The organism is Exiguobacterium acetylicum (genome assembly GCF_022170825.1).
Taxonomy (GTDB): Bacteria; Bacillota; Bacilli; order Exiguobacteriales; family Exiguobacteriaceae; genus Exiguobacterium_A; species Exiguobacterium_A acetylicum_B.
In genome coordinates, this window is record NZ_CP081878.1 from 270,759 (window position 1) to 292,577 (window position 21,819).

The window sequence follows — 21,819 nt, forward strand, 5'->3', positions numbered from 1 at the left end:
GAGTTTTCCTCCTTATAAATCAAGTAGATGGGAAAAAGAGACGTGCGGTAGCGACCGGACGTCTCTTGTTGTTTATTTATCAGCAAACATGACGCCAGCTTGACCATAATCCGTTTTTTCCATCTCTTCGATGAAGACCGTGATGTTTTCTTTTGGTGCATTCGTCGTTTCCGACACCGCTTCCGTGACTTTTTCAATCAAAGCACGTTTTTGTTCGACTGTACGACCCGATAACATTTTAACCGTAACATATGGCATGACTTCATTTCCCCCTCTAGCGTGATGACGATACGCCATCAGTATAGCGCATTCGATAGGGGATTCGTCAATTCGAACATCGTTTTCGAAAAAGAAGGGTATAAGGTAGGAGCTATTCTTGTCGGAAGCGAAGGAAGTCATACACATACGACAGAAAAGGAGATACACATATGGACGCCATCATACGAAAGAAGATTCATACGTTACTAATTTTCGATCGCGCGTTACCAGAGGATACGGCCTATCCGTTGTCTGGCGCTAAAGGGCTCGAAGTTGCTGAAATCGTTTTTGGACAGAATATTCCGTTTGGACGACTTGTGACGGATAAAGATTTAGCTCAAATGCTGAATCAAAAAGAAGCGAAGCGATACGGCATGTTGACGTTGCTTGAGGATGACATGCGCTTCAAACCGTTATTCCAAAACCGAAAACCGACAGCTGATATGGAAGAGGAGGTCGAAGCGAAGGTACGAGAGCTCGCGCATCAATTACGCGCGATTCGATCGCGTTGTTCTTCCCTTGAGCGTCTCTATTTATTTGGACGTGCTACGCAAACTCTATTTGATCGCGCTTTGCTTCATCTCGAAGAGGTCAATCCTCCGGCACATGAAGAGATTGCGTCGATGACGTGTTACCGTCTCCCGACGATTCGTCGAGCAACGGAAGAACAATTACAGACGCTTCGTTACGAGTGACTGGTTGCAGACACCTCGGAATACGGTATGATAGAGGCAACAGGATTAAAAGGGGACAACACACGATGGAAAAAAAGATTAACTTCAATATCATTTCAGATAACTCAACAGATGGTCACGGTGGATTTGGTGTCGGAACACTTAGTTTAAACAGTATGTCACCGGTCATCATTTCTCCGGAAGACGGCGAAGCCTACATCGACATGGGCGCGATGCACGCGAAAGCAGCAATCGAGAAACGCGTTAAGTTCACGACGGATAAAGCCGATACGCCAAACGGTAAACTGTACTGGATCGTCTGGGTGACAGTTGGTCGTAAACCTGAAGGCTTCTATTACGGTGGTGTCGCTGCCTGCGATCTGCTAGTCGATGCGGAAGCACGTCGCGGATTCAAGATTCTTGCGGATCACGTCAATAAAATGGATAAATCCCTTAAAGGACGGATCGTCGTCGATCACATGGATGAGCGTTCAAAGGAATTGTTACGTGATTTCTTACAAACACATAAACCGGAGATGTGGGAAAATGCTGACGCTGCTTTACATGAAGCATTGGTCTAAATAAAAAGGGCTGACTCAAAAGTCGGTCTCTTCAAAGATAAGGGTGGCAGAGTGATGGTCTGCCACCCTTATCTCGTAAAAAAGAAAGAATGACTCGTTTCACGTAACTCCTACAGGGAAAAGCGCGATTTTGCGCTGTCAGAGACAAACAAGACCCGCTTTCCTGCTTGAATGAAGCAGGAAAGCGGGTCTTGTGTCTCATCTGAGGAAAAGGCGTGAAAAGACGAGTCATTCTTTTTTGAGTCAGTGCCTTTTTTATGGTCGTTTCAGCGTTACGACAACGAGTTCCGGATGGTTGAACAGGCGAAACGGAAACAGGCTGTTCCCGAGACCACGACTGACGATTAATTCCGTCTCCTTTTCTTGATAGCGACCGGCAGTTACTTGTGGGAAGAACCCCTGACCGGGCGCATACAGACCTGCTGTAAACGGTAGACGGATCTGTCCACCGTGCGCATGACCGGACAAGACGAGATCGATGGATCGTTCGGCATACAAGGACTTATATTCTGGACGATGCGCGAGCAAAAGCTGGAACGTGTCCGCCGAGACATCTTGAAGTGCTTGATCGAGGCTTTGACGAATACCATCCGGTTCCGACAGTCCTTCGCGCCATCGTGTCGTCGTTGGGTCATCGATACCAAGTAACGAAATGGATTGACCTTGATATTCAATGACGCGCGATTCATTCCGAAGGATAGTGACACCGAGCTGCTCAAGTTTCGGTAAAATCGTTAGATTACGTCGAACCTCATGATTACCGGTGACGAAGTAAACGGGATACTGATCGACTAGGGATTTCATGAGCGAAAGGGCAGCTTCCTCACCGTCTCGTCTTGAGTCAATCAAATCACCAGTCATGACGACAAGATCTGGGTCGGCACGATCTATTTTTTTTAATAATCGTTGTTGTTCAGCTCCGAACGCTTTGCCATGTAAGTCGGCGACCTGCACGACGCGATAACCATCAAATGCTTCCGGTAAGCGGCTGGACGCGACTGTCATCTCTGAGACGTCGATGACGTTATTTTCACGGTATAAAAACCAGCTTCCTAAGGCGAGTACACCAAGGGATAATAGCCAGCGATTTCGTTTACGCATAGGGCACCTCGTTTCTTCTATTAAGCATAATTCAGGATAACAAAAAAGACCTCCTCCCGTATGCGACGGAAGGAGGAATTCGAAGTTATTTAAGCATCTTGTTTTAATTCAGTCGTTTCTTTTTGCGCATCAGGTTCATCGGACAAATCTTTGAACAGGGCGACGACCATCATCCCGACGACAAAGATGAATGGGAAAGCGGCCAATATGGCAGCGGCCTGCAACGCACCTAATCCACCAGCATACAAGAGTACAGCGGCGATCGAAGACTGCACGACACCCCACGCAAGTTTGATCCGCAGGCTTGGCATCAGGCTACCACCAGACGATAGCATACCGAGAACGTATGTCGCGGAGTCAGCTGAAGTGATAAAGAATGTAGTGATTAAGAAGACAGCAACGATGCTGAGGAATGTTCCTAAACCACCGAATGTCTCGAACAATGCGAACATTCCAGTTTCGACCCCTTTATCGTTAACAGTCGAGATTAAGTCGACGTTTTGGAACAGTTCGTTCCAAATCGCTGAACCACCGAAGACTGAGAACCAAAGAAGACCGAAAATCGTTGGAACGAGCATGATTCCAATGACGAACTCACGAATCGTCCGTCCTTTTGAGACACGGGCAATGAACGTACCGACGAATGGTGACCATGAAATCCACCAAGCCCAGTAGAAGATCGTCCAACCGTTAATCCACTCACGTTCATCTGGGTTAAAGGCAGATGCCCGGAAACTCATGAGAGGTAAGTTCTGTAAATACGCTCCTGTTGTTTGGACGAAAAGATCCATGATGAAGCTGAACGGTCCGAGGAACATGACACCAATCATCAGTAGAGTCGCTAAGACGATATTGGCATTACTGAGGCGAACGATCCCTTTATCAAGACCAGACGCGGCACTAATCATATACAGTACCGAGACGACAACGATGATGATGATTTGTGTCGTGAACGTATTCGGGACACTGCTCGTCAGGAAGTTGAGTCCACCTGAGATTTGTTGCGCACCAAGACCGAGTGATGTTGCGACACCAAAGGCTGTTGCAACGATTGCGAGTACTTCAACAGTTCCCTTACCAGCTGCTTCATAGCGCGGCTTCATTAGTGAAGCGACGGTATCTCCGATTGTAGCGGGACGCCCCTTACGGAATGTCGAATAAGCAATCGCAAGCGCGACAACGGCATACAGTGCCCAAGGGTGTAGGCCCCAGTGGAAGAACGAATAACGCATCGCAAGAGGACCGGCTTCCGTCGGATCATTTGTTGCGATGGGTGGCGTATGGAAGTGAGTCAATGGCTCTGATACACCCCAGAAGACAAGACCAATTCCCATTCCGGCACTAAAGAGCATCGCGAACCAGGAAATGAGGCTGTATTCAGGACGGTCTGAATCCTTACCGAGCCGGATTGAACCGAAACGGGAAAAAACAAGGAAAATGGCAATTAAAAGAAATGCGCTCATTCCGAGAAGATAAAGCCAACCAAAACGGTTGGAGACAAATGATTGTGCTGTTGATGTGACATTTCCAAGACTAGCTGCACCGATTAGGGATTCCGGTAAGATTCCCCATATGGTAAAGAGCACACAGAAAATGACGGATACCATAAAGACTTTTGTGATCTTACTTTTTCGATTATTTTCCATCGTGTTCCACACCTTCTTTCGAATTTTACATGGTTGTTCTGTATCGAATGATAACAACGACATTGGTAATTCCCTGACTATCCGATAACAAAACCTAATCACGCAGGACACTACCGTAACAAACATTTGGGTGGAAAAGCAAACCGACTGGGAAATGAATGCCAAGAAATCTTCTGATTATGGGGAAGGATAAGCAAAAAATGGCTCAATTTCAGGTAATTAAAATGATGCGAAAATAAAGAAATAGAGAATGTTAGTACTCTTATTTCCCGTTTCCTCTAAAAACTAACACAATGACTGATATGAGCAAATCAGAGGCACTCGGAAAACAGATTTGATATAACAAAAGCAGTCATCATTTTGAAGGAGGCATTACTCATGGAAAAAGAACAACAAAAACAAGCAATTCTTGAAGCATTTCAATCTCGTCATGCCACGAAGACATTTAACGGTCAAGTGATCCCAGAAGACGATTTCCGGTTCATTTTAGAAACGGCGTGTCTGTCACCGAGCTCGTTCGGATATGAGCCATGGAACATGCTCGTCATTCAAAATCCAGAAATCCGAGAAGCCTTAAAAGAAATTTCTTGGGGCGCACAAGGACAATTACCGACAGCGAGTCACTTCGTCTTGTTCCTCGCCCGGACAGGAGAACAGATGCAGGCTGATGGTCCACATGTCACGCAGATGATGGATTTCCTTGGTCTATCCGAAGAAGCAAAAGCCGGACGTACCAAGCGATACGGTCTATTTTTAGAAGAGGATTTTGCGATTGGTAATAATCCGAAAGCAATGGAAGACTGGGCGGCGAAACAAGCCTATATCGCGCTCGGAAACATGATGTCGACGGCTGCACAAATCGGAATCGATTCTTGTCCGATCGAAGGGTTCGACCAACAAGCAGTTGAGGAATTACTCGTCGATCGTGGACTGCTCGATCGTTCTGTTTTCACGGTTCCCGTCATGGTCGCATTCGGTTACCGGGCAGACGAACCGAAACGCGATAAACAACGTCGTCCACTTGATGAAATCGTGACGTTCGTCGAGTAAAGACGGAAGACAAAAATTTTCGAATTATATAGAAGTTTCTTTCGAAATTCGGTATACTCGCATTTGTATGATTAAGAAGCGCCGTAAACGCCACTCGCATACGAACAACTTTTGTCTTGATGAAAGAAAGGGGTTCTATCGCAAATGGAACAAAAATTAAAGTTATGGTTCACGGAACACCAAACGGAAGATTACGGTATCACATTCCGTGTCAACCACGTTTATGAGAGCGAACAAACGGAGTTTCAACGCCTAGAGATGGTTGAAACGGACGAGTTCGGTACGATGTTGTTACTTGACGGAATGGTCATGACGACAGATAAGGACGAGTTCGTTTACCACGAGATGGTCGCGCACGTCCCATTGTTCACACACCCGAATCCAAAATCGGTTCTGGTCGTTGGTGGAGGAGACGGCGGAGTCATCCGTGAAGTCTTGAAACACCCGTCCGTCGAAAAAGCTGTTTTGGTTGAAATCGACGGAAAAGTCATCGAGTATTCGAAAAAATACCTCCCGAACATTGCAGGTGGATTGGACGATGCACGCGTCGAAGTCATCGTTGGGGATGGATTCATGCATATCGCAGAAGCAGAAAACGAGTATGATGTCATCATGGTCGACTCGACAGAACCAGTTGGTCCAGCGGTCAACTTGTTTACGAAAGGCTTCTACTCTGGTATTTCAAAAGCATTGAAAGAAGACGGCATTTTCGTCGCACAATCGGATAACCCATGGTTCACACCAGACTTGATCCGTGATGTTCAACGCGACGTCAAAGAAATCTTCCCGATCACGAAGCTCTACATCGCAAACGTTCCGACATACCCAAGTGGTCTTTGGACGTTCACGATCGGATCAAAGAAACACGATCCGCTTGCGGTCGCACCAGAGCGTTTCCACGAGATCGACACGAAGTATTACACGCCTGAGCTTCACACGGCAGCCTTCGCGCTTCCGAAGTTCGTTAAAGATTTGACGAACGGCTGAGTTCAGTCACTATAGACACACATGAACAGAGCGGTTTCGATCTTCGAAATCGCTCTGTTGTCAGGTAAAGAGGCGTTTGCATCAGCAAACGGCAAATGAACAGGGGGAAATGGATCATGCGTTTTGATGAAGCATATTCAGGAAAAGTCTTTATCGCGAGTCAACCGACTCACGAAGATGCAAAAGGAATTTTATACGGCATGCCGATGGACTGGACGGTTAGTTTTCGTCCGGGTTCGCGATTCGGTCCGGCACGTATCCGTGAAGTCTCACTTGGTCTAGAAGAATATAGCCCATACTTAGATGGTGACATCGCCGACGCGAAGTTGTTTGACGCGGGAGATATCCCGTTACCATTCGGGAATGCACAAAAATCACTTGATATGATTGAAGAATACGTCGATTCGTTACTGACAGCAGGCAAGTTCCCGCTCGGTATGGGTGGCGAACATTTAGTCACATGGCCCGTCGTCAAAGCGTTCGATAAACACTATGATGATTTCGTCGTGCTTCACTTTGATGCACATACGGACTTACGTGACGAGTATGAAGGAGAGCCATTGTCGCACTCGACACCACTCAAGAAGATCGCAAACTTGATCGGACCAGAGAATTGCTATTCGTTCGGGATTCGTTCTGGTATGAAAGAAGAGTTCGAATGGGCGAAGACGTCAGGTTACAACCTCTTCAAATACGAGATCGTCGAGCCGCTTCGTCAAGTTCTTCCAACACTTGCGGGTAAAAAGGTCTACGTCACGATCGACATCGATGTTCTCGATCCATCAGCGGCACCAGGGACAGGGACACAAGAAATCGGTGGGGTGACGACGAAGGAATTGCTCGAAGTCGTGCACATGATCGCGCGTGCAGACGTCGACGTCATCGGTGCTGATTTAGTAGAAGTATGCCCAGCGTATGACCAATCGGATATGACAGCGATCGCAGCAGCGAAAGTACTACGCGAGATGATGATTGGATTCATTAAATGAAAAGACAAAAGAGACCAGACGTGATGTCGGTCTCTTTTGTTTTGCTCAGAGGAAGAACTGAATCATTCCGAATAACCCAAATTCAATGATCAGACTAGCAGACGTCCACTGAATGATACGTAAAACGGGTGTCGCAAGCTGATGTTTAAGCAGATGCGTGATGTTCGCCAAGATGATCCACCAAGCGGCAGAACCAAGAAAAATACCGATCAAAAATAGAACTGCATCTTGCCCGTTCGTCATCGTCAACTCAAACCGTGCAAACAACGCAAGGAACAGTGTGATCGTCATTGGATTTAAGAACGTCAAGAGTAAGACAGACAGATAGGCACTCAACCGTGACGAGGCCGTATCAGCAATCGACGCTTTTGAAGAAGCTTGAAACATCGACCAGCCGATGTAACACAAAAACAAACTACCAATCAGTTGCATCCAGGACGCTTGAGTTAATAAAGATTGAACGAGCGAAAAACCGGACAACGCGAGCAATCCGTAGGTGAAATCTGCGGTTGCGGCCCCGAGTCCGGAAACGATACCGGAAACCCGTCCGTGTCGAAGTGTCCGCTGCATACAGAGTAGCCCGATTGGACCGACGGGCGCTGCTAACGCAAATCCGATTCCAAAACCGGTCGTGAACATCAGTCGACCTCTGGTAACGGAAAGTGAAGCGATTCCTTTTCCGTTCGCATGATGATTGTCGTCTTCGTACGTAAAATTCCTGATAATCCTTTAATCTGATAGGTAATGATCTCATCAAGTTGTTCTGTATCGCGACAGCGGATTTTGAGTAGATAATCATCGTCACCCGCGATGTGATGACAATCGAGTACGTGTTCGATTTGTTTGATCCGTTCAAGAAATGGTGCCCGATGTTCCGGTCGTTCGAGTGAGACGGCGACGAACGCAGCAAGACGATAATCAAAAGAAGCCGGATTTAGCACCGTCGTTAACTGACGAATGATGTCTTGTTCTTGTAAACGCGTGACGCGCTCCGCAACTGCCGGTGCTGATAAGCCGATGTGCTGTGCAAGTGTCGACCATTTCATACGGGCATCTTTTCTTAAAAATTCAATTATTTTTAAATCGTAGGAATCCATAACTTAAAACCTTCTTTTCTATTGTTATTTAGATTATTTTATTTCGAAAATAAATAAAAAGTCAATCTGTTTTAGAACAAGTTCATAGCACACTGAAATCTTTACACATTTACGGCAGTGTCTTAAGTTTAAGATGTCACCACGAAGGAAATGTTCTGAAGTGTAAGAACATTGGTTTGAGAGCGATGTACATTTGACAATTAGAAAGGTGGAAGAAAAGATGAAGAAACTCTTATCGTTTGTGACCGCTACGTTACTGTTTGCACTATTCGTGCTACCAGTAGGCGCAGCAGATGACGCAATGGTTCGTGTCATTCATGCTTCACCAGATGCTCCGGCAGTCGATATCGCGGTCGATGGCAAAAAAGCGGTATCAGGAGCAAAATTCAAAGATGTCACAGATTACCTCACACTACCAGCTGGCGAACATAAAGTAGAAGTATTCGCTGCAGGAACAACAGAAGATCCTGTGCTCTCTCAAACACTCAACGTAGAAGCTGGTAAATTCTACTCGGTCGCAGCAATCGGCAAATTAGCTGATATCAAACTTGCAGTCATGGAAGACAACGGTAAAGGCGAAGACGGAAAATCAATGGTTCGTGTCGCACACTTTGCACCGGATGCACCGGCTGTTGATGTCGCACCAAAAGGTGGAGATCCACTCTTCAGCAACCTTGAATTCTCAAAAGTCTCTGACTACGGCACACTCGATGCAGGCACATATGATCTTGAAGTCCGTCCTGCAGGCGCAACGGATGTCGTTAAAGCACTTGATGGTATCAAACTCGACAGTGGTAAAAACTATACAGCACTCGCAATCGGATTACTTGAAGGCGAACCAGCATTTGATGTCCTCTTGATCCCAGACGGTGGTGAAATGGCATCGATGCCAGAAACAGGACTTGGTGGTTCATCTGATACGGCTTCTGCTACACCATGGGCAGTCGCAGCAGCAGCTGCCTTGTTAGTAGGTACAGCGTATGTCGTCCGTCGTAAACAAGACGCTTAAGAGTAGCTTACTCCTTTTACTCGTATTAGCCGGATGTCAATCAGGTTCACTTCCAGAGAAGACTACAAAACCGGATCAACCGAAAGTTACAGAAACAACGCCCTCTTCGTCTACGGACTCAGCTTCAGTGGACGAAGAGGCATTCATTCCGACACGCATTGTAATCCCGACACTCGATGTGAAAACAAACATTGAAGTGGTTGGGAAGGATAAACAAGGACGGATGGATGTTCCGAAACAAACCGATCAAGTCGCTTGGTATAAGTACGGTGCAAAAGCCGGACAAACTGGAAATGTTGTACTAGCCGGACACTTGGATGATAAAGACGGTCCCGCTGTTTTTTATGATTTAGCCAAGCTGAAAAAAGGGCAACGGATTGAAGTGACGGGTAAAGCAGGACAACAGGTATCATACGTGGTGACGAACGTCATGTCCTATCCTGTCGATGAAGCGCCTGTCGGATCAATCTTCGGTGCGACCGTCATGAATAAACTGACGCTCATTTCATGCATTGGTACGTTTTCAGAATCAAAAGGATACGATCAGCGTCTTGTCGTCACAGCAGAACAAGACGAGTAAAGCAAAAACAGGCATCTCTTATTTCGGTCATGACCGAGAATAAAAGATGCCTGTTTTTTAATGCGTTTCGGAAGCGGCGACGAGATCCGTTGTCAGTGTCGTCAAGCCTTGTGTCGTCTTGCTGAGTCCTTGGATCGTCTCGACGATTTGTCCAAGGTTTTCTTTGTTGCGACCAAACAAGGTGAGGGAATTCTCCATCTCGCTCTTGACTGTCTGGATCCCTTGTTTGACTTGTTGAAGCTCTTGCTGAGATGCGGTGTTGGCGCGTGTAATGTCTTCCATCTGAGAAACGAGTTGTGTGATATTACCATTGTTCTTTTGAATCAGACCATTGATACTGCTACTTAATGACTTGGCATTTTCAGCAAGGTTTCGGACTTCGGTCGCGACGACAGCAAAACCTTTGCCGTGTTCACCGGCACGTGCTGCTTCAATCGAAGCATTCAACGCGAGTAAATTCGTCTGATTGGCGATCGCTTCGATACTTTGCGTCATCTGGACGATATCGTCTGATGTCGTTTTCAATTCATGAATGCTTTCAAGCGAAGTACCGACTTGTTGCGTTGATTGTGCGAATTGTTGCTCCATCTGTTGCATCTGTCGTTCGTTCGCAATCGTCATTTGGACGAGTTGTTGACTCGTTTGTTCCGTTTGAGCGGTTTCTGCTAATACTTGTGAAGCCCGGCGACTCGTTTCGACGATAGCATGATCCGTATGTTCGACTGAGCTTGCGACTTCTTGACTGACACGAACGACATCTGTCAAAAGTTGACGGCGTGATTCGTTCGCTGCTGTCACTTCATGAAGACGAGAATCGACATACTGGCTCGTCACGATCTGAGCATCTAAGTTCATCGCATGTGTCAAGGCGAGTACGGCTGTTGTCAGTTGCGCTGGATCATGCTGATAATGTTCGACGATTTTTGGAATCAACAGCGTCTGAAACGCAGCGTACGAAGCGATGAACCAAGTGACGGGAACGAAGTTATGTTTATGCGTTTGTCCCATCCGTGTCCGCATCGCAAGGAAGGATTCATCCATGTTTCCTGTCAGAAGACTCGTGAAGTAGTCGGCGAAGACTTTTTTCAGTCGTTCGCGTGTCGATGATTGTTTCGCAATCGTTGCCATCTCTGGATTCAATAGAAGATGATCAAGCACTTGCTCGAGGACCTCATCTAAGATGCCTTGAACGACAGGTGCCATCGATTTGAGCGTCTGTAGCTGTTCTTCTGTATAGCCCATGTATACCAGACGGGATGTGAGATCAGGATCTGCCGTCTTCGTGATGAGACGGGAATCAGGAAAGCCGATTGTAGCTTGATAAACCGAAGTAGTCTTACTTTTAAAAGGGTTACGCACGTAGTTGCCTCCAATACTCAAGATGTGAATAAAATGATGTCTGTTTCTTATCGGTTCATCTTGACGAAGCGATACTGATTTTCGAAAAAAAGACGAGAATATTGAAAAACATTGACCGGAAACAAAAAAACTCATGGCAAGTGCCATGAGGAGAATAGAAAAAGGACAGGATTAGACCGGTTGATCTTCCTGGAATGCTTTTTTAGCGTCCACGATCGAGCGCATTCGTTGAACGCAAGCTTGAACGAATTGAATGTCAATGGAGGTGAAACGGGTGACAGGTCCACGGGCTGACTCAGCACTGAATGTGAAGGTTCCGAGATTCCAAAGTTCGATTTTAAATCGTTTTCCTTTGTTGTCGTCGAAGTGTTCTACGAATTCGATTTTCGGTACCATACGAACCCCTCCTTACTCCGTACATTCCCGCTTTTCAAAAAATAAAAAAGCCAAACTGCGTGTTAAAAACAGTTTGGCTTAAAAATTTATACAGTTGGCACATCGTAGCCGATTTCTTCGATCGCATCGACGAGGCGCTCGCGGGCAACATCCTCATGTTGTACGGTGACTTGGTTTTGTTCGAGCGAAACAGAAGCACTACGTACACCTTCCACTTCAGATAAAGCAGATTCGACACTCGCTTTACAGTGATTACATGTCATACCGATAACAGATAACGTTGTTTCTTTCATGATGATGATCCTCCTTCAGATAATGGGATACGTTTTAATCGTAACGCATTCGTTACGACAGAGACAGAGCTGAATGCCATCGCTGCCCCCGCAAGCCAGGGAGCAAGTAGACCAAGAAAAGCGACGGGGATACCAATTGTGTTGTAACCGAGTGCAAAGACGAGGTTTTGGCGAATGTTCTTCATCGTCTGCTCACTCAGTTCGATCGCAAGTAAGACTTGCTTTAAATCGTGTCCGAGTAACGTCACATCAGCTGCTTCAAGCGCGACATCCGTTCCGCTACCTAGTGCGATGCCGACATCTGCTGTCACGAGCGCAGGGGCGTCATTGATACCGTCTCCCACCATCGCAACACGTTTCGTTTGTTGAAGTGATTGAATGACATCTGCCTTTTCAATGGGGAGGACGTCAGCAAAAACAAACGCTGGGTCCAGTCCCAGTTCTTGAGCTAAATGATCAGCGACTTCCCGGCGGTCACCGGTCAAGAGATATACTTCTTTTGTCTCGCGCAACCGCTGGATCGTTTCTTTCGCTGAATCTTTTAGCGCGTCACGGATGGCGTATCCGGCCGCGACTTCTCCATCAACAGCGACGTATACGAGAGTCGCTCCAGGTGATGTCCAATCAGGAAGAACGATGTTTCGTTCCTGCATCATTCGCGCCGATCCGACGATGAGATCATGTCCCATGATTTGTCCCGTGATCCCACGTCCTGATTCGACGTGGAACCGTTCGATATCAAAGACGACATCCCGTTCTGCTGTGATGGCGCGAGCAAGAGGGTGTTCCGATTGCCGTTCAAGCGCAGCAGCAAAATCGAGCGCAGTCTCCGTACCGAACGTCTCGACGACGACCGGACGACCAACTGTCAACGTTCCGGTCTTATCAAAGACGACGGCGTCGACATGCTGGAGGTTCTCGAGTTGAGCACCGCCTTTAAAGAGGATTCCTCGCTCAGCACCTTTTCCAGTGCCGACCATGATGGAAGTTGGTGTCGCCAGTCCGAGCGCACATGGACAAGCGATGACGAGCACCGCGATGGCCGGACGAATCGCTTCTGCGAAGGATCCACTGATCATCCACCAAGCGGCTAACGTCAAAAGAGCGATCGCGACGACGATGGGTACGAACACACCAGAAATACGATCCGCTTGTCGCTGGATAGGTGCTTTTTCAGTCTGCGCTTGTTCGACTACACGGATGATTTGCGAGAGAACCGTCGCTTGTCCAATCTTTGTCGCTTCGACTTGTAACGATCCATTTGTATTCAGCGTACCACCAATGACAGATGCGCCAATCGTCTTACGAACAGGTACGGACTCACCCGTCAACATCGATTCATCGAGATACGCATCACCTGCACGAATGACACCATCTGTCGGAATTTTGTTCCCAGGTTTTACGAGTAAGATCATACCAGTTTGAATCGCATCGATGGAGACAGTTCGTTCCTGTCCATCTTCTAACACGACGGCTTCTTTCGCTTGCAGAGAGAGCAAGCTTTTAATGGCTCCTGTCGTCTGTTGTTTCGCACGATCTTCGAGGACTTTACCAAGCAAGACGAGTGTAATCAAAATGGCGCTTGTCTCAAAGTAGAGGTGCGGCATATCAGAGACAAGTAGCATTTCGGCAACTGAATAGAAGTAGGCAGCTGACGTTCCGAGCGCGACAAGGACGTCCATGTTTGCACTACCACTCCGTAAACTTTTATAGGCTCCGCTATAAAACGGCGCACCAATAATGAATTGAACCGGAGTCGCTAAGGCGAACTGGAGCCAAGGATTCATTAAGACAGGCAGGTGGAACGGACTGTTAGGGATGTGAACCAACATGCTAGCAAGTAACGGGAGCGATAGAATGGCTGCGATGATGAAACGATAGAGCATCCGACGATTTGTCTTCGCTGCGTGTGGTGCTTGTTTGACCGTTGCCTCATAGCCGATTTTCCGGATTTTTTCGATGATCGCTTGATCATCATAGGCATCGGAAATCGAGACACGAGCGGTTTCAAGCGGCAAGTTGACCGTTGCTTCGACCCCGTCCATCCGGTTGAGGACTTTTTCAATCCGGGCGGAGCAGGCGGCACACGTCATCCCTTCAATATCAAACTCAATCGTTTTTGACACCAGAAAACCCTCCTTATTTTTTCAGACGAGCAATGACTGCCATCAACTCATCGACGTAAGCGTCTGTACTGTCTTTACGGGTGGCGACTTCATGCATGCACATCTTGACATGGCGTTCGATGATTTGTAGTTCGACTTGTCGTAGAGCTGCTTGAATCGATGCTGTCTGCGTCAAAATATCGATACAATATCGGTCTTCAGAAACCATATTGGCAATACCACGGACTTGCCCTTCAATGCGTTTCAATCGTTTCATCAACGCATCTTGTTCTTCGTTCGTCCGTGGAACAACGGGGTGATCGTGTGTCATAGTCGTACCTCCTTTGGTGATCTTGTTATTATCTTTACTCTAACATATAGGTATGGGGGGTACCAGTATATAGCTTAAGCGATAAAAAAAGCAGTCGCGAGAGGCGACTGCTTTTACACTTATTGATTGGAAACTTGTGGTTTGACGATCGTTTCGTTCAATGATCGTTGATCGCTGATGATGTCCTCTGCTTGTGTCGCACGCTTGATGAAGAAAGCAAGGACGAATGCTAAAGCAGCAATGAACGTCGAGATGAAGAACGCATAGTTGATCCCGTCAAGCGTCGCTTGCATCGTGATCTGCTGTTTTAAAGCAGCCGCCGCTTCAGCAGTCGGTTGACTTGTCATGTTTTTAGCCGCTTCCGCTGCGAGTTCCGTTCCACGTGTCTTCGCATGCGTCGACATGATCGTAACGAGCAATGCTGTTCCAATCGCACCGGATACTTGTTGAAGTGTATTGTTCATCGCCGTTCCGTGTGGATAGTAGCGTGTTGGTAACTGGTTCAAACCGTTCGTTGAGACTGGCATCATGACCATTGACATCCCGAACATCCGCAATGAATAGAGGACAATCAGATGTGTGTACGTTGTATCCATCTCAAGCTGACTGAAGTAATAACTTGTGACGACTGTGATGAATAAACCAGTCAACGCAAGAGGACGACCGCCGATTTTATCGAACAGTTTCCCGTTGATCGGTGACATGACTGCCATCAAGATGGCACCCGGTAACAACATGAGACCGGCATCAAGTGGCGAGATGCCACGAATCGTCTGGACATAGATCGGAAGCAATAACATGCCCGAGAACATCGCCATCGTCACGACCATCGAAATGGCAGAAGATAAGGCGAACATCGGATAACGGTAAATTTTAAAGTTGAGCATCGGACGTTCCATATGGAGCTGACGGTAAATGAATGTCACGAGCGCAATCACACCAACAATCAAGGCGCCGTAAACATGGAAACTGTCCCATCCTTTAGAACCAGCGGAGCTGAACCCATACAGTAAACCACCAAAACCGAGTGACGAAAGTGCAACGGAAGTCAGATCGATGCGAGTGTCTGAGCGTTCCTTAACGTCACGGAGCAAGAAGAAACCAGCGACGAGAACGATTAAGGCGATCGGTGTGATGAAGTGGAACAACATCCGCCAATCATAGTGCTCGATGATCCAACCAGACAATGTCGGTCCGATTGCTGGAGCACCCATCATGATCAATCCGAAGAAGCCCATCGCTGTTCCGCGTTTTTCAATTGGGAAGCTGACGAGCATGACGTTCATCAGTAATGGCATCATGATCGCAGAACCAGACGCTTGAATCATTCGTCCTGCGAGTAGCACAGGGAAGACTTCAGCGAATCCTGCTAAAATCGTTCCGGTCGAGAAGAGAGTCATCGCTAGTAAGAAGAGACGACGGACCGAATACTTTTGAATCAAGAAAGCCGATGTCGGAATTAAGACACCGTTGACGAGCATGAAACCAGTCGAGAGCCATTGAGCGGTCGATGGTTCAATCGCTAAGTCCTTCATGATCGAAGGAAGGGCGATATTGAGTAAGGTATTATTTAAGAAAGCAATGAATGCCCCAATCATCAAAACAGCAAGAATGCCATAGGGAGGTCGGGATGTGTGAGTAGCGCTTTGTTGCATGAGTATCCTCCTAACTAAACTAACGGTACATATTTCTATACGGTCGTTCTATCTGTAGTTTATCTTAATCCGATTTAGTTCGAATTACAAATAATAATAGCTAAGAAAGATAATTTTATTTTTTGTGTAACATTGAAAGCGTTTTTCTAATAAGGCAAAACGAGATGAACAAAAAAGTGCAATCCTTCTCGTTAGAGAAAAATTGCACTTTGTCTTTAGTATGAAACAGCCCGGAGGTAGTTTCATACTAGCGTTACTGGACGTTCGTTTCGAGCGCATCTTTCGTAATATCGTAATGAGATGCTGTCCAAACGGACTTACCATCTTGAATGAACAAGACTTGGGGTGACTCGTGTCGAACGCTATAGTGCTCGGCAATATGGTTCGACAATGTCCGAGCTTCTTGAACAAAGAGGTACGCCGTTGGAACAGACGTTTCATCGGCGAACTTCGTATACTCAGAAAAGCCAGCAGCGCTGATTGGGCATGTCGTACTGTGTTTGCAGATCACGAACGCTGTGTGTTCGGAAGCAAATTGATCAAAATCAGAAATCGATTGCAGTTTACGTGGTTGTGTCATATTTTCACCCTCCATACGTCCGGAGACGTTCACTTAACTTTAGATTTTCCCGGTAATCGACCGGACAGTCAATTAAAACGGGTCCATCGCTCGCAAATGCTTGATCAAGACAGTGTGCAAGGGAACCGTGTTCACCGACACGAAGACCGAGTGCTCCGAAGGCATGAGCCAGTTGAACGAGATCCGGATTGTCGAACGTGATGTAGGACGAACGTCCGTAAGCTTGTTGTTGTTTCCATTCAATGAGTCCATACGTTCCGTCACGCCAAATCAACACGACGAGCGGGAGTTTCAAGCGAACGGCAGTTTCAAGGTCCTGTCCATTCATCAAGAAGGCACCGTCTCCGGCAGCGCAGACGATTCGCCGGTCCGGATATAATAGCTTGGCTGCGAGCGCACTCGATAAACCATAGCCCATCGAAGCAAACCCGTTCGAAATGAATAATTGATTCGGACGCGTCGTTTGATAATGACGAGCGAGCCACACCTTATGAGCGCCGACGTCCGAGAAGACCATCCCATTCTCTCCGACAGTTCGCTCGAGTTCACGAACGATACTTTGCGGGTGCAAAGGAAGTGCGAGCGAATACGTTTCTTGGATTTCTTCGCGTAATTTATCGCGATCGTGTTGCCAGCCGTCCCACGCGCGCTCGGGAAGTAACGGAGTCAACACAGTCAGCAATTCATCAAGTGGTCCGACTAAGTTCGCCACGACCGGGTAGTACGCATCGATTTCGTGCGGATTCGTATCGAGATGGACGACAGGTGTCTTTTTCGGGTTCCATTTTTGTGGGGGCAATTCGGTAATATCGTAGCCGACCGTAATGATGAGGTCACTCGCCTCAAGAATTCGCTGATTGTAATCGACGTCTGGTAAACCAATCGTGTGTGCAGCAAGTGGGTGATGCGAGGAAATCGCGCCTTTTCCCATCATCGTCTCAACGACAGGAACCTGCAGTTTTTCAACGAATATTCGAAACGCATCAAGTGCTTGTTGCCTATGAATACCGAAACCAGCAATGATGACCGGCTGTTTTGCTCGCTCAATCAGACGTAAAACGTCCGGGTCATCAATCGTTAAGGAGTGAAGATAGGTCGGTGCGCTATCACTTTGCATCGGTGTCATCGGTTGATCGCGTTCTTGTTTTGCGATGTCTTCCGGAAAAGAGATGTGTGTCGCTCCCGGCTTTTCACTGCTCGCTGTCGCAAAGGCACGACGTACGATTTCCGGAATGACCTCTGCCGTCAAAACGGACGTGCTTGATTTCGTGACAGGACGATACAGGTCAACGAGATCAAACATTTGGTGCGACGCCTTATGTTGGCGTGCCGTTGCGCCTTGACCCGTGATGGCGACGACAGGGGAGTGATCCATCGTTGCACTCGCGATACCGGTCATCATATTGGTCGCGCCAGGACCAAGCGTCGACAGGCAAACACCCGGTCGTCCGCTCAGACGACCGAACATCGCTGCCATGAAAGCGGCATTCGTTTCATGGCGTGTCGTAATGAAGGTGATCGATGAACGACTGAGTGATTCGAGCAATGTGATGTTTTCTTCTCCAGGAACGCCAAAAATATGTGTGACACCCTCTGCTTCTAAACATTGAACGAACCAATCCGCCGCGTTCACGCTAAACCACCGATTGAGATATATTTCGTCTCGAGATAGGCTTCGAGCCCTTCGCTGCCACCTTCACGACCGACACCGGACTGCTTCATGCCACCAAATGGTGCTTGTGCTGCTGAAGGGACCCCATCATTCCAACCGACGATTCCGTAATCGAGCCCTTCGATCGCACGGATCGCGCGGGCATAATCCTTCGTAAAGACGTAGGAAGCGAGACCGAATGGAGTCTGGTTCGCATAATGGACCGCTTCTTCGTCTGAACTGACACGTTGTACTGGTGCGACCGGACCAAACGTCTCTTCGTTCATGATCAACATGCCTGGTTTCACATCAGCTAGAACGGTTGCCTCATAATAATAGACGTCATTCTCTTCATCAGCGTTACCAGTGCCGCCTGTGACGACTCGCGCACCAGCGGATGTCGCATCGTCGACGTGTTTTTTTACTTTATCGTAACCGGACTTATTGATCATCGGTCCGATCTTCGTCTCAGCCTCAAGACCATTTCCGGTCTTCAGCTTCGCCGTTTCTTGTCCGAGTTTTTCAACGAACGCGTCATAAATCGAGTCGGATACGTAAATCCGGTTTCCACAGACACACGTCTGTCCGCCATTGCGGAATTTTGACTTGATCGTCTCAGCAACAGCTAAATCAAGGTCGCAGTCATCAAAAACAAGGATTGGTGCGTGACCACCGAGTTCAAGCGACATTGCCTTGATTGTCTCTGCTCCTTGTGCCATCAATGTCCGTCCGACTTCTGTTGAACCGGTGAAGGTAATCTTATCAACGTGTGGATGTGTCGCGAGTGATTCGCCAAGTGCTTTCCCGCTACCCGTCACCGCATTAACGACACCTTCAGGAATCCCGACTTCCTGACACAGTTCAAGGAGACGAAGAGCGGTCAGCGGAGTCGCTGTTGGTGGTTTTAGGACAAACGTGCACCCAGCGACGAGTGCCGGAGCTAATTTTCGTGTAATCATAGCAGCTGGAAAGTTCCACGGTGTGATCGCAGCAACGACACCGACCGGCTGTTTGATGACTTGTAATCGTTTGCCTGCATCATGCGTCGGAATGACGCGACCATAAGCACGTTTTCCTTCTTCCGCAAACCACTTGACGAAGTTTGCTGCATACTGGACTTCACCTTCTGATTCGGCAAGTGGTTTCCCCATCTCAAGTGTCATCAAGCGAGCCAGTTCATCCTTTTTCTCGATCATCTTCGTATACAACTTCTCGAGTAATTCAGCTCGTTCATAGACTGTTCGTTTTGACCAGTCAGGAAACGCTTTTCGCGCTGCTTCCACGGCATCGTTGACATCTTCTTTCGTGCCGTTTGGTACACTACCGACGACTTCCCCGGTCGCCGGATTTGTAACGTCCGTTCGTTCTCGTCCATGATCGAGCCATTGTCCATCGATGAAAAATTGTCCATTCATCCTGAAAATCCCCCTTTTTTTATGTGCATTGATAAGGGTATACCCGAACGACGAAAAAAAGATTCACTTTGGGAAGGAAAGGTTATGCAAAAGGGTAGAAATCGACCGATAAACAGTGTAGGATAATTCAGTAAATGTAATGTAAAACAACATGAAATATTCAGCGTGAACAAAGAGTGACAGTAGTTGATGTGAAATGGTGGAATCACCCCTGAGACATTGACTTTAGAAGTGGATTTGATAAGATGAAGGTAGAGGATTTGCGCAATCGGTTGCGCTGTAAATGATAACTATTTAATGGATGACAAAAAAGCTCACTAATGACTGACCTACGAGAGGATTCACGACACATGACACAAATGATACCGCGCCCTGAAACGGCCCAACAAACAATTACACGAGCTTGGTGGAAAGAAGCAGTTGCTTACCAAATCTACCCACGCAGCTTTTATGACGCAAACAACGATGGAATCGGCGATATTCCGGGTATCATCGCAAAACTCGATTATTTGAAGGATCTTGGCGTTGATGTGCTTTGGATTTGTCCGATGTTCAAATCGCCAAATGATGATAATGGCTATGACATTAGTGATTATGAAGACATCATGGATGAATTCGGTACGATGGCTGACTTCGATCTCTTAATGGAAGAAGCGCATAAACGTGACATTAAGGTCTTGCTCGATCTCGTTGTCAACCACACGTCTGATGAACATCCGTGGTTCATTGAATCACGTTCATCAAAAGACAACGAGAAACGCGACTGGTACATCTGGAAAGATGCGATCAATGGTGGTGAACCGAATAACTGGGAAAGTATCTTTGGTGGATCAGCATGGGAATATGATGAAAAGACAGAGCAATACTTCTTGCACGTCTTCTCACGTCGTCAGCCGGACTTGAACTGGCAAAACCGTGATATGCGTCAAGCCGTCTATACGATGATCAACTGGTGGCTCGATAAAGGAATCGATGGTTTCCGCATCGATGCGATCAGTCATATTAACAAAGACCAGTCGTTCGCAGACCTCCCGAACCCACTCGGTATGCCGTATGTGCCGTCATTCGATATGCACATGAACGTCGAAGGAATTCATGCCTATCTCGAAGAGTTAAAGGATGAGACATTCTCGAAATACGACATCATGACAGTCGGAGAAGCGAACGGCGTAACACCGGAAGAAGCAGATCTTTGGGTTGGAGAAGAAAACGGTAAGATGAACATGGTCTTCCAGTTCGAACATATGGATCTTTGGCGTGCCGATGCTGAAAAAGGCGTTGACGTCGTCAAACTCAAACAAGTGTTGACGAAATGGCAAAAAGGACTTGAAGCAACAGGGTGGAACGCACTGTACCTCGAAAACCACGATAAGGTTCGTTCGGTTTCCCTTTGGGGTGACGAAGAACAGTACTGGAAAGAGAGTGCGAAGTCGCTTGCGATGATGTATTTCTTCATGCAAGGTACACCGTTCATCTATCAAGGACAAGAAATCGGCATGACAAACGTTCAGTTCCCGGACATCTCAGATTATGACGATGTTGCGACGAAGAACATGTACGATATGCAACTCGCTTCCGGGAAAACACATGAAGAGATCATGGAAGTCATCTGGAACTCGTCCCGTGATAACTCACGGACACCAATGCAATGGACGAACGAGCAAAACGGTGGTTTCTCGAATCGATCCCCATGGTTCGGCGTTAATCCGAACTACGCGGATATCAACGTTGCGTCGCAAGAACAAGACGAAGATTCAATCTTGAACTTCTATAAACGAATGATTCAAATCCGTAAGATGGAAGAGACATTGATTTACGGGGCATACGATCTCATCTTACCGGAAGATACGAAAGTCTATGCGTATACACGGACGCTTGGTAACGAGCAATTCTTGATCGTCACGAACTTAAAAGGCGAGACGGCAGAAATCGATACGGACATCATCTTGCACTCGGACAATATGTTGCTCGGTAACTATCCGACGATGCACCATGAAGGAACTGAACTGGAACTTCGTCCATTCGAAGCACGTCTGTACCGTGTACGCTAATATATTTTGAA

At 47.2% G+C, this 21,819-nt stretch carries 22 protein-coding genes; 8 read left to right on the forward strand and 14 right to left on the reverse strand.

Going from position 1 to position 21,819, the window contains the following annotated elements:
• Positions 1-72 precede the first annotated feature (72 nt).
• Positions 73-258, reverse strand: a complete 186-nt coding sequence (locus K6T22_RS01510) for a 2-hydroxymuconate tautomerase (RefSeq protein ID WP_023466792.1) — start codon at positions 256-258, stop codon at positions 73-75.
• A 170-nt stretch (positions 259-428) separates the two neighbouring features.
• On the opposite strand from K6T22_RS01510, the gene K6T22_RS01515 reads away from it, so the two are divergent.
• Both K6T22_RS01515 and K6T22_RS01520 read left to right on the forward strand, forming a co-directional pair.
• The gene (locus K6T22_RS01515; protein WP_238238533.1) at positions 429-953 is read left to right on the forward strand and encodes a hypothetical protein; all 525 of its coding nucleotides are present in this window, start codon (positions 429-431) and stop codon (positions 951-953) included.
• A gap of 65 nt (positions 954-1,018) precedes the next feature.
• Positions 1,019-1,513, forward strand: coding sequence for a YwhD family protein (locus K6T22_RS01520; RefSeq protein WP_023466794.1), 495 nt, complete (start codon positions 1,019-1,021; stop codon positions 1,511-1,513).
• A 255-nt stretch (positions 1,514-1,768) separates the two neighbouring features.
• Here K6T22_RS01520 and K6T22_RS01525 read toward each other — a convergent pair whose 3' ends face one another.
• Together K6T22_RS01525 and K6T22_RS01530 are read right to left on the reverse strand one after the other, a co-directional pair.
• Positions 1,769-2,614, reverse strand: a complete 846-nt coding sequence (locus tag K6T22_RS01525) for a metallophosphoesterase (RefSeq protein WP_238238535.1) — start codon at positions 2,612-2,614, stop codon at positions 1,769-1,771.
• An 89-nt stretch (positions 2,615-2,703) separates the two neighbouring features.
• Complete coding sequence (locus K6T22_RS01530; RefSeq protein ID WP_238238537.1) at positions 2,704-4,260, reverse strand: BCCT family transporter; 1,557 nt, start codon at positions 4,258-4,260, stop codon at positions 2,704-2,706.
• Between the two features lie 378 nt (positions 4,261-4,638).
• Here K6T22_RS01530 and K6T22_RS01535 point away from each other — a divergent pair, with 378 nt between their 5' ends.
• From K6T22_RS01535 to speB, 3 genes are all read left to right on the forward strand, one after another.
• On the forward strand, positions 4,639-5,310 hold the full coding sequence (locus tag K6T22_RS01535; protein ID WP_238238538.1) for an NAD(P)H-dependent oxidoreductase: 672 nt from the start codon (positions 4,639-4,641) through the stop codon (positions 5,308-5,310).
• A 144-nt stretch (positions 5,311-5,454) separates the two neighbouring features.
• Positions 5,455-6,297, forward strand: coding sequence for a polyamine aminopropyltransferase (speE, locus tag K6T22_RS01540; RefSeq protein WP_023466799.1), 843 nt, complete (start codon positions 5,455-5,457; stop codon positions 6,295-6,297).
• A 116-nt stretch (positions 6,298-6,413) separates the two neighbouring features.
• Positions 6,414-7,286 (forward strand): agmatinase, encoded by an 873-nt coding sequence (gene speB / locus K6T22_RS01545; RefSeq protein WP_023466800.1) that lies wholly within the window; start codon positions 6,414-6,416, stop codon positions 7,284-7,286.
• 45 nt (positions 7,287-7,331) lie between these two features.
• Here speB and K6T22_RS01550 read toward each other — a convergent pair whose 3' ends face one another.
• Positions 7,332-7,925, reverse strand: coding sequence for a LysE family translocator (locus tag K6T22_RS01550; RefSeq protein ID WP_238238539.1), 594 nt, complete (start codon positions 7,923-7,925; stop codon positions 7,332-7,334).
• The gene (locus K6T22_RS01555; RefSeq protein WP_283205698.1) at positions 7,925-8,383 is read right to left on the reverse strand and encodes an Lrp/AsnC family transcriptional regulator; all 459 of its coding nucleotides are present in this window, start codon (positions 8,381-8,383) and stop codon (positions 7,925-7,927) included. Before K6T22_RS01555 ends, K6T22_RS01550 begins: the two co-directional genes overlap by 1 nt.
• Positions 8,384-8,603: 220 nt before the next feature.
• On the opposite strand from K6T22_RS01555, the gene K6T22_RS01560 reads away from it, so the two are divergent.
• Both K6T22_RS01560 and K6T22_RS01565 read left to right on the forward strand, forming a co-directional pair.
• Positions 8,604-9,392 carry a DUF4397 domain-containing protein gene (locus K6T22_RS01560; RefSeq protein WP_238238541.1) on the forward strand — a complete coding sequence of 263 codons (789 nt, stop codon included), beginning with the start codon at positions 8,604-8,606 and terminating at the stop codon, positions 9,390-9,392.
• Positions 9,364-9,972 (forward strand): class F sortase, encoded by a 609-nt coding sequence (locus K6T22_RS01565; protein WP_238238542.1) that lies wholly within the window; start codon positions 9,364-9,366, stop codon positions 9,970-9,972. Before K6T22_RS01560 ends, K6T22_RS01565 begins: the two co-directional genes overlap by 29 nt.
• Positions 9,973-10,029: 57 nt before the next feature.
• Here K6T22_RS01565 and K6T22_RS01570 read toward each other — a convergent pair whose 3' ends face one another.
• From K6T22_RS01570 to K6T22_RS01610, 9 genes are all read right to left on the reverse strand, one after another.
• A complete protein-coding gene (locus K6T22_RS01570) occupies positions 10,030-11,331 on the reverse strand; it encodes a globin-coupled sensor protein (RefSeq protein WP_238238543.1) in 1,302 nt (433 codons plus the stop codon).
• Positions 11,332-11,502: 171 nt separating this feature from the next.
• On the reverse strand, positions 11,503-11,727 hold the full coding sequence (locus K6T22_RS01575; protein ID WP_023466807.1) for a hypothetical protein: 225 nt from the start codon (positions 11,725-11,727) through the stop codon (positions 11,503-11,505).
• Between the two features lie 86 nt (positions 11,728-11,813).
• Complete coding sequence (locus K6T22_RS01580; protein ID WP_238238544.1) at positions 11,814-12,020, reverse strand: cation transporter; 207 nt, start codon at positions 12,018-12,020, stop codon at positions 11,814-11,816.
• Positions 12,017-14,146 carry a heavy metal translocating P-type ATPase gene (locus K6T22_RS01585; RefSeq protein WP_238238545.1) on the reverse strand — a complete coding sequence of 710 codons (2,130 nt, stop codon included), beginning with the start codon at positions 14,144-14,146 and terminating at the stop codon, positions 12,017-12,019. Before K6T22_RS01585 ends, K6T22_RS01580 begins: the two co-directional genes overlap by 4 nt.
• Positions 14,147-14,159: 13 nt before the next feature.
• The gene (locus tag K6T22_RS01590) at positions 14,160-14,456 is read right to left on the reverse strand and encodes a metal-sensitive transcriptional regulator (RefSeq protein ID WP_149426679.1); all 297 of its coding nucleotides are present in this window, start codon (positions 14,454-14,456) and stop codon (positions 14,160-14,162) included.
• Between the two features lie 119 nt (positions 14,457-14,575).
• On the reverse strand, positions 14,576-16,111 hold the full coding sequence (locus tag K6T22_RS01595) for a DHA2 family efflux MFS transporter permease subunit (protein WP_238238546.1): 1,536 nt from the start codon (positions 16,109-16,111) through the stop codon (positions 14,576-14,578).
• 253 nt (positions 16,112-16,364) lie between these two features.
• A complete protein-coding gene (ytxJ, locus tag K6T22_RS01600) occupies positions 16,365-16,691 on the reverse strand; it encodes a bacillithiol system redox-active protein YtxJ (protein WP_029343222.1) in 327 nt (108 codons plus the stop codon).
• Positions 16,692-16,695: 4 nt separating this feature from the next.
• Positions 16,696-18,324 carry an acetolactate synthase large subunit gene (locus K6T22_RS01605; RefSeq protein WP_238238547.1) on the reverse strand — a complete coding sequence of 543 codons (1,629 nt, stop codon included), beginning with the start codon at positions 18,322-18,324 and terminating at the stop codon, positions 16,696-16,698.
• Positions 18,321-19,757: an NAD-dependent succinate-semialdehyde dehydrogenase gene (locus tag K6T22_RS01610; protein ID WP_238238548.1), complete on the reverse strand. Its 1,437-nt coding sequence runs from the start codon at positions 19,755-19,757 to the stop codon at positions 18,321-18,323. The genes K6T22_RS01605 and K6T22_RS01610 overlap by 4 nt, the downstream gene beginning before the upstream one ends.
• Positions 19,758-20,107: 350 nt before the next feature.
• On the opposite strand from K6T22_RS01610, the gene K6T22_RS01615 reads away from it, so the two are divergent.
• The gene (locus K6T22_RS01615) at positions 20,108-21,808 is read left to right on the forward strand and encodes a glycoside hydrolase family 13 protein (protein ID WP_238238549.1); all 1,701 of its coding nucleotides are present in this window, start codon (positions 20,108-20,110) and stop codon (positions 21,806-21,808) included.
• Positions 21,809-21,819 lie beyond the last annotated feature (11 nt).

Coding starts and splice junctions, on each gene's coding strand:
- K6T22_RS01590 (WP_149426679.1), bottom strand. CDS start 14,456: ATGACACACGATCACCCCGTTGTTCCACGGACGAACGAAGAACAAGAT.
- K6T22_RS01525 (WP_238238535.1), bottom strand. CDS start 2,614: ATGCGTAAACGAAATCGCTGGCTATTATCCCTTGGTGTACTCGCCTTA.
- speB (WP_023466800.1), top strand. CDS start 6,414: ATGCGTTTTGATGAAGCATATTCAGGAAAAGTCTTTATCGCGAGTCAA.
- K6T22_RS01515 (WP_238238533.1), top strand. CDS start 429: ATGGACGCCATCATACGAAAGAAGATTCATACGTTACTAATTTTCGAT.
- K6T22_RS01580 (WP_238238544.1), bottom strand. CDS start 12,020: ATGAAAGAAACAACGTTATCTGTTATCGGTATGACATGTAATCACTGT.
- K6T22_RS01530 (WP_238238537.1), bottom strand. CDS start 4,260: ATGGAAAATAATCGAAAAAGTAAGATCACAAAAGTCTTTATGGTATCC.
- K6T22_RS01565 (WP_238238542.1), top strand. CDS start 9,364: ATGTCGTCCGTCGTAAACAAGACGCTTAAGAGTAGCTTACTCCTTTTA.
- K6T22_RS01510 (WP_023466792.1), bottom strand. CDS start 258: ATGCCATATGTTACGGTTAAAATGTTATCGGGTCGTACAGTCGAACAA.
- K6T22_RS01555 (WP_283205698.1), bottom strand. CDS start 8,383: ATGGATTCCTACGATTTAAAAATAATTGAATTTTTAAGAAAAGATGCC.
- K6T22_RS01560 (WP_238238541.1), top strand. CDS start 8,604: ATGAAGAAACTCTTATCGTTTGTGACCGCTACGTTACTGTTTGCACTA.
- K6T22_RS01575 (WP_023466807.1), bottom strand. CDS start 11,727: ATGGTACCGAAAATCGAATTCGTAGAACACTTCGACGACAACAAAGGA.
- K6T22_RS01535 (WP_238238538.1), top strand. CDS start 4,639: ATGGAAAAAGAACAACAAAAACAAGCAATTCTTGAAGCATTTCAATCT.
- K6T22_RS01550 (WP_238238539.1), bottom strand. CDS start 7,925: ATGTTCACGACCGGTTTTGGAATCGGATTTGCGTTAGCAGCGCCCGTC.
- K6T22_RS01610 (WP_238238548.1), bottom strand. CDS start 19,757: ATGAATGGACAATTTTTCATCGATGGACAATGGCTCGATCATGGACGA.
- K6T22_RS01615 (WP_238238549.1), top strand. CDS start 20,108: ATGACACAAATGATACCGCGCCCTGAAACGGCCCAACAAACAATTACA.
- K6T22_RS01520 (WP_023466794.1), top strand. CDS start 1,019: ATGGAAAAAAAGATTAACTTCAATATCATTTCAGATAACTCAACAGAT.
- ytxJ (WP_029343222.1), bottom strand. CDS start 16,691: ATGACACAACCACGTAAACTGCAATCGATTTCTGATTTTGATCAATTT.
- speE (WP_023466799.1), top strand. CDS start 5,455: ATGGAACAAAAATTAAAGTTATGGTTCACGGAACACCAAACGGAAGAT.
- K6T22_RS01595 (WP_238238546.1), bottom strand. CDS start 16,111: ATGCAACAAAGCGCTACTCACACATCCCGACCTCCCTATGGCATTCTT.